This window comes from Paraburkholderia sp. RHO2, from assembly GCF_050955445.1.
In the GTDB taxonomy this organism is placed as follows: Bacteria; Actinomycetota; Actinomycetes; order Mycobacteriales; family Mycobacteriaceae; genus Prescottella; species Prescottella agglutinans_A.
Window position 1 is genome coordinate 4,678,494 of sequence record NZ_CP162617.1, and the last position, 14,383, is coordinate 4,692,876.

A 14,383-nucleotide genomic window follows, 5' to 3' on the forward strand; every position below is an offset into this window, starting at 1 on the left:
AAGGAACGAAGAACATGCGACACGGAGACATCTCCTCGAGCAACGACACCGTTGGAGTCGCGGTGGTCAATTACAAGATGCCCCGCCTGCACGACAAGGCGGGCGTCCTCGAGAACGCGCGCCGGATCGCCGACATGATGATCGGCATGAAGTCGGGCCTTCCCGGACTCGATCTGGTCGTGTTTCCCGAGTACTCCACGCAGGGAATCATGTACGACGAACAAGAGATGTACGACACGGCCGCAACGATTCCCGGCGACGAGACCGCCATCTTCTCGGCCGCCTGCCGGGAGGCCGACACGTGGGGCGTCTTCTCGATCACCGGCGAGCAGCACGAGGACCACCCGAACAAGCCGCCCTACAACACGCTGATCCTCGTGAACAACAAGGGCGAGATCGTGCAGAAGTACCGGAAGATCCTCCCGTGGTGCCCGATCGAGGGCTGGTACCCGGGCGACACGACGCACGTCACGGAAGGCCCCAAGGGGCTGAAGATCTCGCTCATCGTGTGCGACGACGGCAACTACCCGGAGATCTGGCGGGACTGCGCGATGAAGGGCGCCGAACTGATCGTCCGCTGCCAGGGGTACATGTACCCGGCGAAGGAGCAGCAGGTTCTCATGTCGAAGGCGATGGCGTGGGCGAACAACTGCTACGTCGCCGTGGCGAATGCCGCCGGATTCGACGGCGTCTACTCGTATTTCGGACACTCGGCGATCATCGGCTTCGACGGGCGCACCCTCGGCGAAACCGGCGAGGAGGAGTACGGGATCCAGTACGCCCAGCTGTCGGTCTCCACGATCCGCGACGCCCGCGAGAACGACCAGTCCCAGAACCACCTGTTCAAGCTGCTGCACCGCGGCTACTCGGGAATCCACGCAGCCGGCGACGGCGACAAGGGCGTCGCCGACTGCCCCTTCGAGTTCTACAAGCTCTGGGTCACCGACGCCGAAGCGGCCCGGGAGCGGGTCGAGTCCATCACCAGAGACACTGTGGGCGTGGCCGATTGCCGGGTCGGCTCCCTTCCCGTCGAACAGACCTCCGAGGCCTGACGAGGAGGTCCGCCGTGCCCTATCTCACGGACATGCTCCACGACCAGGACCGGACTCGACCGGAACCGGCGCGGTCACCGGCGCCGCGCCCCGTCGGCGCGTTCGATCCGATTGCCCTCACCGATCGGTTGAACGCACGGATCGTGGGACAACGCAACGCGATCGACGCGGTCGTGCGTGCAGTGTCGTTGGCCTCGGTGGGGGCGAACGACCCGACCCGCCCGCTCGCGAACGTCCTGCTCGCCGGACCGACCGGTGTCGGCAAGACCGAACTGGTTCGACAGGTCGCCGCGGAACTGCGGTCCGGGCCGGACGACATGTGCCGCATCGACATGAACGCGCTTGCGCAGGAACACTATGCGGCGTCCTTCTCCGGCGCTCCCCCGGGCTACGCCGGCAGCAAGGAGTCGTTCACACTGTTCGACCGCGGCGCCGTCGAGGGCGACCCCTATACCCCGGGCATCGTCCTGTTCGACGAGGTGGAGAAGGCCGACACCACCGTCCTGCGGGCCCTACTGCAGATCCTCGACCACGGCGAACTGCGATTGGCCAACGGGCAGCAGACGATCTCGTTCCGCAACAGCTACGTGTTCCTGACGTCGAATCTCGGTTCGGCCGAACTGGCGGCACAACTGCGGACTCCGTGGGCGCGGCTGGCCCGCCGGTCCGGTCGGGCCGAGCGACGACGGGACGGCGAGACCGTCGTGCGGCGCGCGATCGAGCGGTTCTTCGATCCCGAGTTCTTCAATCGCTTGGACGACACCGTCGTGATGAACGGGTTCGACGACCGGACCGCACGTGAAGTGACCGGGCTCGAGATCGACGTCGTCACCCGCCGGCTGGCTCGCCGGTCCGTCGGCGTCGACGTCGGCCCGGACGTCGTTGCACTGCTCTGCGCACAGGGCTTCGACCCGGCGTACGGCGCCCGCGGGCTCCGGCGCACCGTCCGCACGGTGCTGACCGATCCGATCGCGGCGGCGGTGCTCGAGCACCGCCCGGTGGGGACGGAACCCCTCGCACTCACCGCGCGAGTGGTCGACGGCCGCGTTCGCGTCACCCGCGTGTGATCGATGCGGTGACCCGCACGATCGGCAACAGAACTCGGCCCGGTCCCATCCGTCGAGCCGGACGGGACCGGGCCGGGGGCCCGGAGAGTCGTTACCGTTCGGTTCCGTCGACGGTCGCGCCGCATTCACCACACGCGGGCGACGGCTCGACGCGCCGCTGTCGCTGACCGGCCGACGGCCGCACCGGGAGCAACGGCCGCCACGGCCAGTGCTGACCGAGGCGGCCCCGCGCACGCAGGAAGCCGAGGCCCAGGACGAGCCCGAAGATCAGGTGCCCGATCAGCGACAGCGTGATCGTCGTCGGCGTGAGCGGAAACATGTCGCGCTGACCGCGCGGCGACAGGGCCACCGTGGCAATGAGCCCGGCCCAGACCGGGAACACCGCGCCGGTCACGAATGCCAGGAGGATGGTGCGGCGCGAGCGGTGGTGCAGACCCAGGGCGAGGGCGATGAGGAAGAAGGCGATTCCGATCCCGCCGCCGTCGCCGAGGTAGCGCCACAGGTAGCCGACGATCGCCCCGGTCTGGGCGTCGCTTCCGGAGTGGAGCCACGTGCCCATGTGGGGGATGAAGTCGTCCCAGAGGCCGAGCAGATACACGGTGTCGAGGCGGAAGACGTCGTAGGCGAGACACGCGAACATCCCCCACCCGAGGCCGTACCCGACGATGCGGTCGATCGGGTGCGGAGCGACGACGCAGAAGACGGCGAGGACGGCGGCGAGCGGAATGATCACCAGCGGACCGGTGGCCGTCATCGACACGACACCGAACACGTGCGCCGAGATGGCGAGCAGCGGCAGGGAGGCGAGGAGGAGATACATGCCGATTCGGGCGAAAGCCCAATTGTGACGGGTCGTCTTCGGGACGGATTCGACGCCGGGCACGACTGCTGCCGGCGGCCCGTGTTCGTGCACGTCGCGGACGATGGTGGTGCCGAGGATCGGGGGCATGGCGGGGGGTTCCTTTCGGTCAGGGACCTCTCGACGAGTGGTCGATTTCCGAGATCCCAGCGTCCGTCGAGTACCCGGCCTGCGGATAGGCCCCCGAGGGATGGTGGACGCCACCCCTTACCCGGCGTCGCCAACAGCGCCGGCCGCCGTCCGCAGGTCCTCGACCAGGGCCGCGAAGGCGTCGTGGCGGTCCTCCGCGGGGCCCCGCAGGACCGCCGAGGGGTGGATCGTCGCGTACACGATCGGATCCACTCCCGGCGCCACGTCGTCGCCGAGCTGTAAGGCCTCCCCGCGATGCGCTGTGAGGCGGAAGGAAGGACCGAGGAGCGACTGTGCGGCGGTGGCACCGAGACAGAGCACCACGGTGGGGCGAACCGCCTCGATCTCGGCAATCAGCCACGGTCGGCAGGCGACCACCTCGGTGCGGCCCGGCTTCCGGTGGATCCGCCGCTTCCCGCGTTCCGCCCGGACGAACTTGAAATGTTTGACCGCATTCGTCACGTAGATGCGTCGACTGTCGATCCCCGCCTCGGCGGTCGCCCGCATCAGCAACTTGCCCGCCGGCCCCACGAATGGGGTTCCGGCCCGGTCCTCCACGTCACCCGGCTGCTCGCCCACCAGCATCAGATCGGCGGCCGCGGAGCCTGCCCCGAACACGGTCTGCGTCGCGGCACGATAGAGGCCACACCCGCGGCAATCGCGGGCGGCTTCGCGGAGCCTCGGAACGCCGGCCGACTCCGGCACGAACTCCTGCGCCCCGGTCGGCTCGCGATCGGCCCCGCCCGCGGCTTCGATGTCCTGTTCCTCGTCCATCCTCGGAGAGTTCCCCGGCGCCGTCGCCGAGAAACGCCGGGCGGCCCGCCGAACAACTGCCCGAACGGGACATAGCGGCCACGCGACGACGCCCGAGCCGCGACTCCGTGGTGAGCGCTCACCGGCCGGCTCACCCGCGGCGGGTGATCTCGAGACTTTCCCTTCATCTCCCGATCCTGTCGGAGTATCTTCGCGTTGGACCAGACGGGAGATCCTTTGAGAGACAAGGGTCGCCGACGGAGGGAGCGGGAATGACGGGCAACCGATTCGCGGCCGAGCAGATTCCGGGTGGCGAGACGCTCCCGTTCCCACCGGCCCCATCGGGGAGTATCGCCGGCCGCACGATGCAGGAGTCCGTGTACAGCCCGCACCCGAAAACCCGCCGCCTTCCCGCCGATGCGCCGAACATCGTCGTCGTCCTCATCGACGACGCCGGCCCCGGCCTGCCGAGCGCATTCGGCGGCGAGGTGAACACCCCGACCCTCGAACGGACGCTCGGTGAGGGGATCAGTTACAACCGCTTCCACACCACCGCGATGTGCTCGCCGACCCGCGCCGCGCTGCTGACCGGGCGCAACCATCACCGTGTCGGTAACGGGCAGATCGCCGAACTCGCCAACGACTGGGACGGATACTCCGGCCACATCCCCAAGTCGAGCGCCACCGGCGCCGAGGTCCTGCGCCAGTACGGCTACACCACCGCCGCTTTCGGTAAGTGGCACAACACCCCGGCCGAGGAGACCACCGCCGCCGGCCCGTACGACAACTGGCCCACCGGTGTCGGTTTCGACTACTTCTACGGTTTCCTCGCCGGCGAGGCCTCCCAGTACGAGCCGAACCTGGTGCGCAACACCACCGTCGTCCTGCCCCCGAAGACCCCGGAAGAGGGCTATCACCTCAGCGAGGACCTCGCCGACGACGCGATCGGCTGGCTGCGCCGGCACAAGGCGCTCGACGCCGACCGGCCGTTCTTCATGTACTGGGCCAGCGGCTGCATGCACGGGCCGCACCACATCATGAAGGAATGGGCGGACCGCTACGCCGGCAAGTTCGACGACGGCTGGGACGCCTACCGCGAGCGCGTCTTCGCGCGGGCCAAGGAGAAGGGGTGGATCCCGCAGGACGCCGAACTGACCCCACGCCATCCCACGATGCCGGCGTGGGACGACATCCCCGACGACGAGAAGCCGTTCCAGCGACGACTGATGGAGGTCGCTGCCGGATTCGCCGAGCACTGCGACGTCCAGGTCGGGCGACTGTTCGACGAACTCGACCGCCTCGGCTACCGCGACAACACTCTCGTCCTCTACATCTGGGGCGACAACGGCTCGTCGGGCGAGGGCCAGGACGGCACCATCAGTGAACTCCTCGCGCAGAACGGCATTCCCACCACCACCGCGCAGCACATCGCCGCGCTCGAGGAACTCGGTGGGCTCGATGTCCTCGGCTCCCCGAAGACCGACAACATGTACCACGCCGGGTGGGCGTGGGCGGGCAGCACTCCGTACAAGGGGATGAAGCTGCTCGCCTCACACCTCGGAGGCACCCGTAACCCGATGGTGGCCCGGTGGCCCGCGAAGATTACACCCGACGCGACCCCGCGAACACAGTTCCTGCACTGCAACGACCTCGTGCCGACCTTCTACGACCTGGTCGGCATCACCCCGCCGCGGACCGTGAACGGGATCCCGCAGGACCCGATCGACGGCGCCAGCTTCGCCCCCACCCTGGTCGACCGGGATGCCAAGGCCGGCAAGCTCACTCAGTACTTCGAGATCATGGGTAGCCGCGCGATCTACCACGACGGCTGGATGGCATCGGCGTTCGGCCCGCGCACACCGTGGTTGAAGGGAATACCCGGCGGGATCCGCGACTGGAGCCCCGACGACGACACGTGGGAGCTCTACAACCTCGACGAGGACTGGACCCAGAACCGCGATCTCGCCGAGCAGCATCCCGAGAAACTCGCCCAATTGCGCGAGTTGTTCGCGATCGAGGCGGCCAAGAACAAGGTCCTGCCCGTCGGCGGCGGCCTCTGGGTGGCCGCCATCCATCCCGAACAACGCATCACCACGCCGTACACCAGCTGGGAGTTCACCGGCGACGTCGTCCGGATGCCCGAATTCTGTGCTCCCGCACTGGGAAACAAGAACAACCGCGTCACCATCGAGCTGACCGTCCCGGACGAGGCGCGCGGGGTGCTCTACGCCCTCGGCGGCAACGGCGGCGGACTGACCTGCTACGTCGACGACGGCTACCTCTGCTACGAGTACAACCTCTTCATCCTCATGCGCACCAAGATGCGCTCTGCCGCACCGATACTCCCGGGCACGCACACCATCGAGGTCCTCACCGAATACGCCCAGGAGCGTCCCGGCGGCCCACTGAACGTGAGCATGAGCGTCGACGGACAGACGGTGAGCAAGACGACCGTCCCGGTCAGCGCGCCGCTGCTGTTCACCGCGAACGACTGCCTCGACATCGGGACCTGCCTCGGCTCCCCCGTCTCCCTCGACTACTACGACCGCGCCCCCTTCGCGTTCACCGGATCGATCGACACGGTGACGGTCGAGTACACCTGATATGTAGAGAAGTGTGCGCGAGAGGCCATGGTGAGGCGCCGCCGGGAGCTACCCCGGCGGCGCCTCGACCGGCGCGTCTAGGCGTGGGACTCGCCGTCACCGAGAGGACGCCGCCAACCGTTCAGGAGCCGTTGCGCCCTTCCCGTTAGTTCTGCCCGGTCGGGACGCGGTGCGCCCGCGAGCACCGAGTACAGCACCGGACCGATCAACTCGCTCTGCACACTCGCCGCGTCGGCGTCGCTCGGTAAGTCGCCGCGCTCGACCAGGTACCGAAGCAGGAGATCGGTACTCGGACCGAAGACGTTCACTTGGCGCACCAACGCCATCACGTCCCGGTCGTGCTGCGCCTCCCCCAGCAGAGCGCGGTATGCGATGCCGGCGTGTGCGGACTCGAGAAATCGATGTGCCGCATCGAGAAAGTCGGCGACGGCCTCGGCGCCGGCTACCTGCGAGTCGACCACCAAGTCTGCCGATGCGTCCTCGATGCACGCCTCGATGAGCACTTCGGCCTTGGACGACCACCACCGGTACAGCGTCTGCTTGCCGACGCCCGCACGGGCGGCGATGCCCTTCATGGTCATCGCCGCATAGCCCTCTTCGACCAGGAGGTCGTCGACGGCCGCGAGAATGGCGCGGCGCGACTCCTCGCTACGCGGCCGACCCGTGGTTGCTGGGTTCTTGCTCACAACCCCGACGGTACCCGAAACGAGACACCGAGTTCCGTTTGCGCTATGTTGACTTTCAATTCCTAGTGTCTCGTAACTATTGGACGTACTCCATGACAACCACATCCCAACCCGCCATCCGTCACAGACTTACGCTGGCGGCAACAACTTTCGCGTTCTTCGTCACGATGATGGGGACCACGATCCCCACCCCGCTGTACGCCTTGTACGCGGAACGACTCACCTTCCAGCCATTGACCGTCACCGTACTGTTCGCGGTCTACGCAATCGGCGTCGTCGCCGCGCTCGCGTTGTTCGGTCGACTGTCCGACCAGATCGGTCGGCGACCGGTGCTGTTGATCTCGGCGGGGCTGGCAGCGATCAGCGCTGCCCTGTTTCTGATTGCGACCTCACTCCCACTACTCATCGCTGCACGGGTGATCTCCGGACTCTCGGCCGGACTTATGAGCGGAACCGGCACCGCCGCCGTCATCGATCTGTTTCCCGCCCAACGCAGGAAGACTGCGGGCTCCCTCGCCGTCGCGGCCAACACCGGAGGTCTCGCCGTGGGTACCCTCTTCGCGGGTGTGCTCGCCGACCTTGCGCCCGCTCCGCTACTGCTGCCGTACGTGGCGCACCTCGTTCTGGCGCTCGTCGCGGTGATCGGTCTCGCCGCCTGCACGCCGGCGAGTCCGAGGAGCGGACCATGGCATGCGGTCCGTCCGCAGAGGCTGACGGTTCCCCGCGAGATCCGGAGCGACTTCCTCCGCGCCGTCCTCGCCGGCGGTTCCGCCTTCGCGATGATCGGGGTACTCACCGCAGTGGGAGCCCTGTTCCTCTCGCGCAACCTGCATCTGACCAGCCGCTCACTGGCGGGGTTCCTCGTCTTCCTCGCGTTCGCAGGAATGGCCGTCGGTCAGCTCGCCACCAAAAGACTCGCTCCCACCACGGCGATGTTCCGCGGATGCATCGGATTGGCGGCATCATCCGCTGTGCTGGCGGCCGCGATCGGCCTCACCCATGTCGCGCCGCTGCTGATCTCGGCCGCCATCTTGGGAGTGTCCGGCGGCGCCTGCATGAACGCCGGAATCGCAACGACAGTCGAGCGCACCCGGCCCGAACTGCGCGGCGCCGTGTCCTCGTCGTACTTCGCCGGGCTCTACTCGATGCTCGCCGTCCCCGCGATCGGCGTCGGACTGCTCACCTCCGCCTCCGACCTCGCCACGGCCGGCCTCGTGTTCAGTGCCGGAGTCGGTCTCTTGCCGTTGGCCACCGCGATCCTCGAACTGGCAGCGAGATCGGCAAGACAGAGCTGACCTCTCGTCACCCGGAAACGAGGTCTTGCAACCCCCGACTCGGTCGGGGAGCTCCGATGTTCGCTCGCACCGGCGGCAAGATTCGCGAGGTCGTCCTAGTGGCACGAAGCCCTGTACCGTAGTGCCGTGAATGCGGGATCAGCAGCTGCGCGAAGTCTGATCGGCGACTTCGCGCAGCTGGGTGCCGATGGTCGCTTTGCCGCTCTGCGGTCGTTGATCCCCGAGGACGACGACGGGGCACCGCTGGCCCCGTTTCTACTCCGGGTTGCGAGCGACGTCGCCGAGGACGACCTGGTGAGGATCGAAGCTCTACGGGTCTTCGAGATCCTTCGGGTCGAGGACGATTCACTCGCCGCGCAATGCCGCCGCACGCTGATCCAGCTGGCCCGGACGGACGCCGACTGGGATGTCCGCAACGCCGCGGGCTGCGCGGTGTTCGACCTTCCGGGGGCCGAACGCGAACTCGACACGATGCGCTCCGTGATCGCCTCGGAGCCAGAGCGCTTCGTGCGCGAGAACGTCGCGGCCGCCCTCCAAGGGTTTCTCCGCCGCCGTGGATGACGTGCGGAGCCTCAGGAGGGTTCCGACTCGGTGTCGAAGCGTGCCCGTGCGTTCTCGATCTGGGGCATGTGCGTCTCGGCCCAGCCGAGGAGGACGTCGACCGGGTGGCGAAGGGTCTTTCCGAGCGGGGTGATCCGGTACTCGACCGCGACCGGGCGAGAGCTGAGCACTTCGCGCTCGATGATGCCGTTGCGTTCGAGTCGACGCAGGGTGGCGGTCAGAGACTTCTGTGTCACCGCCGGGATCGCGCGGCGCAGATCGTTGAAGCGGCTGGGCCGCTCGCACAGTTCGCTCAGCACCGCCAACGACCATTTGTCGAGGACCTGGTCGAGCAACTCTCGATGAGGCGGGGTGATCGTGAGTTCGCCGCGGGCGGCCGGGGAAGTATCGCGCACGCTACCTAGTCTCGTTGAAGTGACCTTCGGATACCAAGTATCTATTGGATACCAATTCAGTTCGGCATTCGAGGAGAACTTTCGTGACCGTTCAGTACTTCACTCCCGAGGGCATGACGCAGCCCACCCCGTACCATCACGTCGCCGTCGGCTCCGGTACCCGCCATGTCCACGTCGCCGGTCAGATCGCCCGGCTCGCCGACGGAACACCGGTGGCCGGAGGCGATCTCGCGGGCCAGGTCGCCCAGGCGCTGCGCAACACCGCGACCGGGCTGGCCGGAGCGGGCGCGACCTTCGACGACGTCCTCCGGCTGACCTTCTACGTCACCGCCTGGAAGCCAGAGAAGATCGGTGACTTCATGGCCGGCGTCGAACTGGTCGCCGAGGAGATCGGGCTCGCCCTGCCGCTGCCACCGGCATCACTCATCGGCGTGGACTACCTGTTCGAACCCGATGTGCTCGTCGAAGTCGAGGCGACCGCTCTCGTCGACTGACCCACGGGTCGATCCCCTCGCTCGTCCGCGCCTCTGTCCCGGACTACTTACCGGCCGAGGACGTGTTCAGCGCCACCGCTGCGCGGACGAGCGCGGTGAATGCCTCTGCGTCGATCGCATCGCCCTCGTGGAAGTCGATGGCCCGCCTCGTGCTGCCCTCGAGGCTGGAGTTGAACAGCCCCGACGGATCGTCCAGCGAGGCACCCTTGGCGAAGGTCACCTTCACGGCCTTCTTGTATGTCTCACCGGTGCAGATCATTCCGGCGTGATACCAGACCGGGACCCCTCGCCACTTCCACTCCTCGGTCACGTCGGGTTCGGCCTGCTTGACGAGATCCCGTATCCGGGCCAGCATCTCGCCTCGCCAGTCGCCCAGTTCCCGGATTCGCTCGTCGATCAGCCGAGAGGGGGATTCGGCGTCGTTCGAGTCGCTGTCGCTGTTCGTCATGGGTATCGGTCGCTCTCTCGAGGTGGTCGGCGCTCGCCCGTGACCCGAGTATCGCCGCCGACCGCCTCGTTTGCACCGCAATTCGAGACTCGCCGGGCGGCGGCGCCGCATCCGATCGATTCGCGGTCGGCTACGACCCGGTCGAGCCGAGGCTGCCGAACGCGCTCGGTGCGCCGGTCGTCGGCTCGGGCGTCTCACAGATTCCGGCCGGATCCGCGGCGGTGCGCAGGCCGATACCCGCACCCGTCGGACACGACGAACCGTTCACCCGAGCGAGGATGTCCCGCACCGGAATCCCGAAGCTGAGCATGCCGGCGGGATCGGCGGCGGCCTGTGCGCAGTCGGCGGCGTCGGCCACACTGGACCCGCTGGTGATGCCCAGCGCGCGGGTGCCGGTAATGATCGCACCGCCGCTGTCGCCGGCGAGGGTGCACGCGTTGTCGGTGAAACCGCGCACACTCCACGTCTCCCCATCGTTCCCGTGCAGATCGGTGGTGTAATCGGCGTCCTGCACCGTCCCGCACGTGTAGCCGGACGTCTGACCGGACTTGCACACCGGCGCGCCCGCCACCGGGACCGCGGTACCGGTGATCGTGAGTGGGCTGCCGCCCGTGCCGCGGACGGTGGGTCGGCCCAGACCGCCGGCGGCCGCCTCCGGCGTCAGCGTGATCACCGAGTAGTCGAGGCCGCCGCCCTCGCTGCCGATGCCGGACTCGGTGAAACCGCCGACCCGGGGACTGTTGCGGACGTCGGTGCGGTCGGGCGCGTATACCGGCGCCGCGTTCGGCGTTCCCGCAGTTGCCGGGCTCGGATCGCAGTGCCCCGCGCTGAGCACTAGGGGCGTGCCGGCGCGGTCCGCGGCGGTGAACCCGAACGAGCACACCATGAAGGACGGCGCCGTGGCGATCGGCCCGATGGTCGCGATGTACGCGTCGCCTCCGATCGGGTCGACGCCGGACGCGACCCGAAATCGGGGCAGCGACGACGGGACGGCCCGCTTCCCCTGCGCCAGTGCGCTTTCCAGGAAGGGGACAACCTCGGCACGATAGCCGGCCGCGGCCACACGGGCGGCGGCCTCCGGTGAGGTGACCGCAATGGTGGGCGCGCCGTCGGCGCCGAGCCACGCACCACCGACGGCACCGGGATCGACTCGGCGCTGATCGCTCGCGTACCCGGCCACCTCCTGGGCCGCCTCGGCCCGATCCAGGTACTCCTGCGCGGTCAGGTGCAGGTCGCGCTCGATGGCCGCGACGAGGTCGCCGGGGAGTCCGTCCGCCGCCGGGGCAGTCGGCGCCGCCTCCCCGGTACCGGTCACCGACAACGCGCCCAGCGCGACGGTGGTACCGACGATCGCGGCGCCACGCGCCAGCCTCTTGTGCATCTCGCCCCTCTGACAGGTGCCGTCCGTTTCGCCACCGCACCCACCGTGGGGCGACACCCCGCAGCCGAGGCAGAAGCAAGATACGGCAAACGAACCGTTTCGCACGGTAGTTCTCCGTTACCCGCCCCGCCCGGCACGGCCGAACAGCGCGAACTGTCACAGCGGCGGTTCGAGCCTCGGCACACTTGACCGGTGCAGTGCCGTCCGAACGAGCGGTCTCGCACGCGGCGCTCTACGATTCGAGAGCCCCGCGATCGGCGAGGCCCACTCCAGGCGAGCACGCACACGATGCTCGAACCGGTACTGCACTACCACAAGTCGCAAGCAAGGAGTCTCATGAACCGCGAACTCGGAGATCAGGCGGCCACCTCGACCGTCAAGGGCGACGTAGTGTTCATCGGCAGCTCCGCCGCCCTGGACGAGGCCCGCGAGCTGGCGCGGGAGCTCGGCTACGGCCGAAGCGACGTCGCCGAGGGAGAACTCGACTACGCGGTGGTCGACGACGACGTCCTGGACGGCATCTGCACCGCAGCCGAAGCCGGCCTGCTGGTTCAGGTCCGCGCTCTCGACGTGCCGGTGCTGACCGTGCACGACGCACGCACCCGATTTCGCACCGCCCCGGAGTCTCTCTCGCTGACGTGAGGTTCCTCTCAGCTCAACCATGGCCTTTTCACAGGTTGCGGTGCTAGAAAAATAAACATGTCGTGGTTGTGGATCGCACTGGGGGCGTGGATCGTCATCGCCCTCGGGGCGGCGGTGCTGATCGGTCGCGCCATTCGTCGCGCCGACCGCGAGGAGCTCGGCTCCACGCTCGACTGGAATCCGGCCGGGCTCGAGGCCCAGGACGCCCCCCACCCGCGCGACTGACGCCGGCAAGAGCACCGACCGGCGGTCCCCGCCCGGTGATCCCACGCTGAGGAGCAAAGCCGAACGCGGACAATCCGTTCGCGCTGCTGTCCGGTCCGGCCACTCGCGCCGACGCCGGTTCCACCGAGCGCTCCGCCGCCGAATTCCCCCGACTTTCCGGGACGCGACCACCCGCTTTGTCCGAATGTGGGCGCGGCAATCGGACGAATCGACCGACACTTCCGGCAAACACCCAAAAAGGTGCATTTACCTGGACGTTTGACAAGTAGCGCGGCCGTCGACGATCACGTACAACTGACAACACATTCCGTGATCGACACCACATCCCCGGCCCGGTCTCTTCCGGGCCCACGCCGACCGAAGGGCGATCCGTATGCCGCTCCCCATGTCACCGGCCGACTCAGTCTTCCTCCACGGTGAGTCACGGGAGCATCCGATGCACGTCGGCGGACTCGTCCTGTTGCAGCCACCGGACGGCGCCGACGCACACGACGTCCGCGAGATGCTCGACGCGGCGATCGCCCGCAACCAGGTCACCCCACTGCTCGGCAAGCGCCCCCGGCGGTCGGTTTCGTCACTGGGACAATGGAGTTGGGAACCCGATACCCAGTTCGACATCGGACACCACATCCGACACGACGCCCTTGCCCAGCCCGGCGGGATGCCCCAGTTGTCCGCGCTGGTGTCGCGACTGCACAGCACGCTGCTGGACCGCAACCGCCCCCTCTGGGAGATGCACCTCATCGAAGGACTCGCCAGCGGCCGCTACGCCGTCTACACCAAGATCCACCACAGTGTCGCCGACGGCGTCAGCGCAATGCGTCTGCTGCGCCGTTCGCTGAGCGTCGACTCCGAGAAGCGGGACATGCCCGCGCCGTGGGAACCGCGGGGCCGCACCGAACGTCCCGCCGCCGAGAGCGGACTGCTCGACCTCCCGCTGTCCGCCGTGCGTACCGCCGTCGACGTCGTGGGGGAAGCGACCGGACTCGTCCCGGCGGTGACCGGTTCGCTCGTGCGCGCACTCCGGAACCAGGGCGGGCCGGTTTCGTTCGCTGCCCCTCACTCGGTCCTCAACGTGCCGATCACCGGGGCCCGCCAATTCGCCGCCCGCAGTTGGTCGCTCGATCGGTTGCGCCTGGTCGCCAAGTACGCCGACGCCACGATCAACGACGTCGTCCTGGCGATGTGCTCGGGCGCGCTGCGCCGCTACCTCGAGGAGGACGGGGCGCTGCCGGACCGGTCGCTCGTCGCGATGGTGCCGGTGTCGCTGCGCGGCGAACGTGACCAGCCGCGGCCGATCGGGACCTCGGACGACCAGAGCGGCAACCGGATCGGCACCCTCATGTGCAATCTCGGCACCGACCTCACCGACCCGGCGGAACGGCTCGGTCGGATCCACACGTCCATGGCCGAGGGCAAGGCCGCGCTGCGCGGGATGAGCACCGCGCAGATTCTCGCGACGGCCGCGCTCGGATCCGCACCGCTGGCGCTCGACATGCTGCTGGGACACCACGGCCCGGTGCGTCCGCCCTACAACCTCGTCATCTCGAACGTCCCTGGGCCGAATGCCCCGCTGTACTGGAACGGCGCGCGACTCGAGGCGCTCTACCCGCTCTCGCTCCCGCTCGACGGCCAGGCCCTGAACATCACCTGCACCAGCACAGACGACGCGATCTCGTTCGGGCTCACCGGTTGCCGCCGCGCGGTGCCGGAGCTGGCCCGGATCCTCGGTGGTCTCGACGCCGAACTGGACGCACTCGAGACGGCCGTCGGCATCTGAGTCGGGAACCGTC

The 14,383-nt window shown here is 68.1% G+C and carries 15 protein-coding genes; 9 read left to right on the forward strand and 6 right to left on the reverse strand.

What is annotated here, in order from left to right:
* The first annotated feature begins 14 nt into the window (after positions 1-14).
* Positions 15-1,052, forward strand: a complete 1,038-nt coding sequence (locus tag ABTV10_RS21790) for an aliphatic amidase (protein ID WP_499030331.1) — start codon at positions 15-17, stop codon at positions 1,050-1,052.
* Positions 1,053-1,066: 14 nt separating this feature from the next.
* Positions 1,067-2,119 (forward strand): AAA family ATPase, encoded by a 1,053-nt coding sequence (locus ABTV10_RS21795; protein WP_499030333.1) that lies wholly within the window; start codon positions 1,067-1,069, stop codon positions 2,117-2,119.
* A gap of 91 nt (positions 2,120-2,210) precedes the next feature.
* On the opposite strand, the gene ABTV10_RS21800 is transcribed toward ABTV10_RS21795, so the two are convergent.
* Both ABTV10_RS21800 and ABTV10_RS21805 read right to left on the reverse strand, forming a co-directional pair.
* Positions 2,211-3,068, reverse strand: coding sequence for a hypothetical protein (locus ABTV10_RS21800; protein ID WP_499030336.1), 858 nt, complete (start codon positions 3,066-3,068; stop codon positions 2,211-2,213).
* A gap of 117 nt (positions 3,069-3,185) precedes the next feature.
* Positions 3,186-4,202 carry a UdgX family uracil-DNA binding protein gene (locus ABTV10_RS21805; RefSeq protein ID WP_499030338.1) on the reverse strand — a complete coding sequence of 339 codons (1,017 nt, stop codon included), beginning with the start codon at positions 4,200-4,202 and terminating at the stop codon, positions 3,186-3,188.
* Between ABTV10_RS21805 and ABTV10_RS21810 the strand changes: the two genes are divergently transcribed.
* Positions 4,133-6,463 (forward strand): arylsulfatase, encoded by a 2,331-nt coding sequence (locus ABTV10_RS21810; RefSeq protein ID WP_499030341.1) that lies wholly within the window; start codon positions 4,133-4,135, stop codon positions 6,461-6,463. The two genes, ABTV10_RS21805 and ABTV10_RS21810, sit on opposite strands and share 70 nt — an antisense overlap.
* Before the next feature lie 77 nt (positions 6,464-6,540).
* Here ABTV10_RS21810 and ABTV10_RS21815 read toward each other — a convergent pair whose 3' ends face one another.
* Positions 6,541-7,149 carry a TetR/AcrR family transcriptional regulator gene (locus ABTV10_RS21815; RefSeq protein WP_499030343.1) on the reverse strand — a complete coding sequence of 203 codons (609 nt, stop codon included), beginning with the start codon at positions 7,147-7,149 and terminating at the stop codon, positions 6,541-6,543.
* Positions 7,150-7,241: 92 nt separating this feature from the next.
* Between ABTV10_RS21815 and ABTV10_RS21820 the strand changes: the two genes are divergently transcribed.
* Both ABTV10_RS21820 and ABTV10_RS21825 read left to right on the forward strand, forming a co-directional pair.
* Positions 7,242-8,444 (forward strand): MFS transporter, encoded by a 1,203-nt coding sequence (locus ABTV10_RS21820; RefSeq protein ID WP_499030346.1) that lies wholly within the window; start codon positions 7,242-7,244, stop codon positions 8,442-8,444.
* Between the two features lie 126 nt (positions 8,445-8,570).
* Positions 8,571-9,005 carry a hypothetical protein gene (locus ABTV10_RS21825; RefSeq protein ID WP_499030348.1) on the forward strand — a complete coding sequence of 145 codons (435 nt, stop codon included), beginning with the start codon at positions 8,571-8,573 and terminating at the stop codon, positions 9,003-9,005.
* Between the two features lie 11 nt (positions 9,006-9,016).
* Here ABTV10_RS21825 and ABTV10_RS21830 read toward each other — a convergent pair whose 3' ends face one another.
* Positions 9,017-9,400 carry a winged helix-turn-helix transcriptional regulator gene (locus ABTV10_RS21830; RefSeq protein WP_499030350.1) on the reverse strand — a complete coding sequence of 128 codons (384 nt, stop codon included), beginning with the start codon at positions 9,398-9,400 and terminating at the stop codon, positions 9,017-9,019.
* 83 nt (positions 9,401-9,483) lie between these two features.
* On the opposite strand from ABTV10_RS21830, the gene ABTV10_RS21835 reads away from it, so the two are divergent.
* Complete coding sequence (locus tag ABTV10_RS21835) at positions 9,484-9,894, forward strand: RidA family protein (RefSeq protein ID WP_433607476.1); 411 nt, start codon at positions 9,484-9,486, stop codon at positions 9,892-9,894.
* Positions 9,895-9,937: 43 nt separating this feature from the next.
* On the opposite strand, the gene ABTV10_RS21840 is transcribed toward ABTV10_RS21835, so the two are convergent.
* Positions 9,938-10,342 carry a DUF1801 domain-containing protein gene (locus ABTV10_RS21840; protein WP_499030354.1) on the reverse strand — a complete coding sequence of 135 codons (405 nt, stop codon included), beginning with the start codon at positions 10,340-10,342 and terminating at the stop codon, positions 9,938-9,940.
* A 130-nt stretch (positions 10,343-10,472) separates the two neighbouring features.
* Positions 10,473-11,723 (reverse strand): S1 family peptidase, encoded by a 1,251-nt coding sequence (locus ABTV10_RS21845; RefSeq protein WP_499030356.1) that lies wholly within the window; start codon positions 11,721-11,723, stop codon positions 10,473-10,475.
* A 336-nt stretch (positions 11,724-12,059) separates the two neighbouring features.
* Here ABTV10_RS21845 and ABTV10_RS21850 point away from each other — a divergent pair, with 336 nt between their 5' ends.
* From ABTV10_RS21850 to ABTV10_RS21860, 3 genes are all read left to right on the forward strand, one after another.
* Positions 12,060-12,365, forward strand: coding sequence for a hypothetical protein (locus ABTV10_RS21850; RefSeq protein ID WP_499030359.1), 306 nt, complete (start codon positions 12,060-12,062; stop codon positions 12,363-12,365).
* A 57-nt stretch (positions 12,366-12,422) separates the two neighbouring features.
* Positions 12,423-12,590: a hypothetical protein gene (locus tag ABTV10_RS21855; RefSeq protein WP_433607484.1), complete on the forward strand. Its 168-nt coding sequence runs from the start codon at positions 12,423-12,425 to the stop codon at positions 12,588-12,590.
* Positions 12,591-12,975: 385 nt separating this feature from the next.
* Positions 12,976-14,370 (forward strand): WS/DGAT/MGAT family O-acyltransferase, encoded by a 1,395-nt coding sequence (locus ABTV10_RS21860; RefSeq protein WP_499030361.1) that lies wholly within the window; start codon positions 12,976-12,978, stop codon positions 14,368-14,370.
* Positions 14,371-14,383 lie beyond the last annotated feature (13 nt).

What these genes read in the sequence shown, in the direction of transcription:
- ABTV10_RS21860 (WP_499030361.1), top strand. Translation starts at nt 12,976, where the DNA reads ATGTCACCGGCCGACTCAGTCTTCCTCCACGGTGAGTCACGGGAGCAT.
- ABTV10_RS21855 (WP_433607484.1), top strand. Translation starts at nt 12,423, where the DNA reads ATGTCGTGGTTGTGGATCGCACTGGGGGCGTGGATCGTCATCGCCCTC.
- ABTV10_RS21790 (WP_499030331.1), top strand. Translation starts at nt 15, where the DNA reads ATGCGACACGGAGACATCTCCTCGAGCAACGACACCGTTGGAGTCGCG.
- ABTV10_RS21850 (WP_499030359.1), top strand. Translation starts at nt 12,060, where the DNA reads ATGAACCGCGAACTCGGAGATCAGGCGGCCACCTCGACCGTCAAGGGC.
- ABTV10_RS21810 (WP_499030341.1), top strand. Translation starts at nt 4,133, where the DNA reads ATGACGGGCAACCGATTCGCGGCCGAGCAGATTCCGGGTGGCGAGACG.
- ABTV10_RS21820 (WP_499030346.1), top strand. Translation starts at nt 7,242, where the DNA reads ATGACAACCACATCCCAACCCGCCATCCGTCACAGACTTACGCTGGCG.
- ABTV10_RS21840 (WP_499030354.1), bottom strand. Translation starts at nt 10,342, where the DNA reads ATGACGAACAGCGACAGCGACTCGAACGACGCCGAATCCCCCTCTCGG.
- ABTV10_RS21800 (WP_499030336.1), bottom strand. Translation starts at nt 3,068, where the DNA reads ATGCCCCCGATCCTCGGCACCACCATCGTCCGCGACGTGCACGAACAC.
- ABTV10_RS21845 (WP_499030356.1), bottom strand. Translation starts at nt 11,723, where the DNA reads ATGCACAAGAGGCTGGCGCGTGGCGCCGCGATCGTCGGTACCACCGTC.
- ABTV10_RS21805 (WP_499030338.1), bottom strand. Translation starts at nt 4,202, where the DNA reads ATGGGGCCGGTGGGAACGGGAGCGTCTCGCCACCCGGAATCTGCTCGG.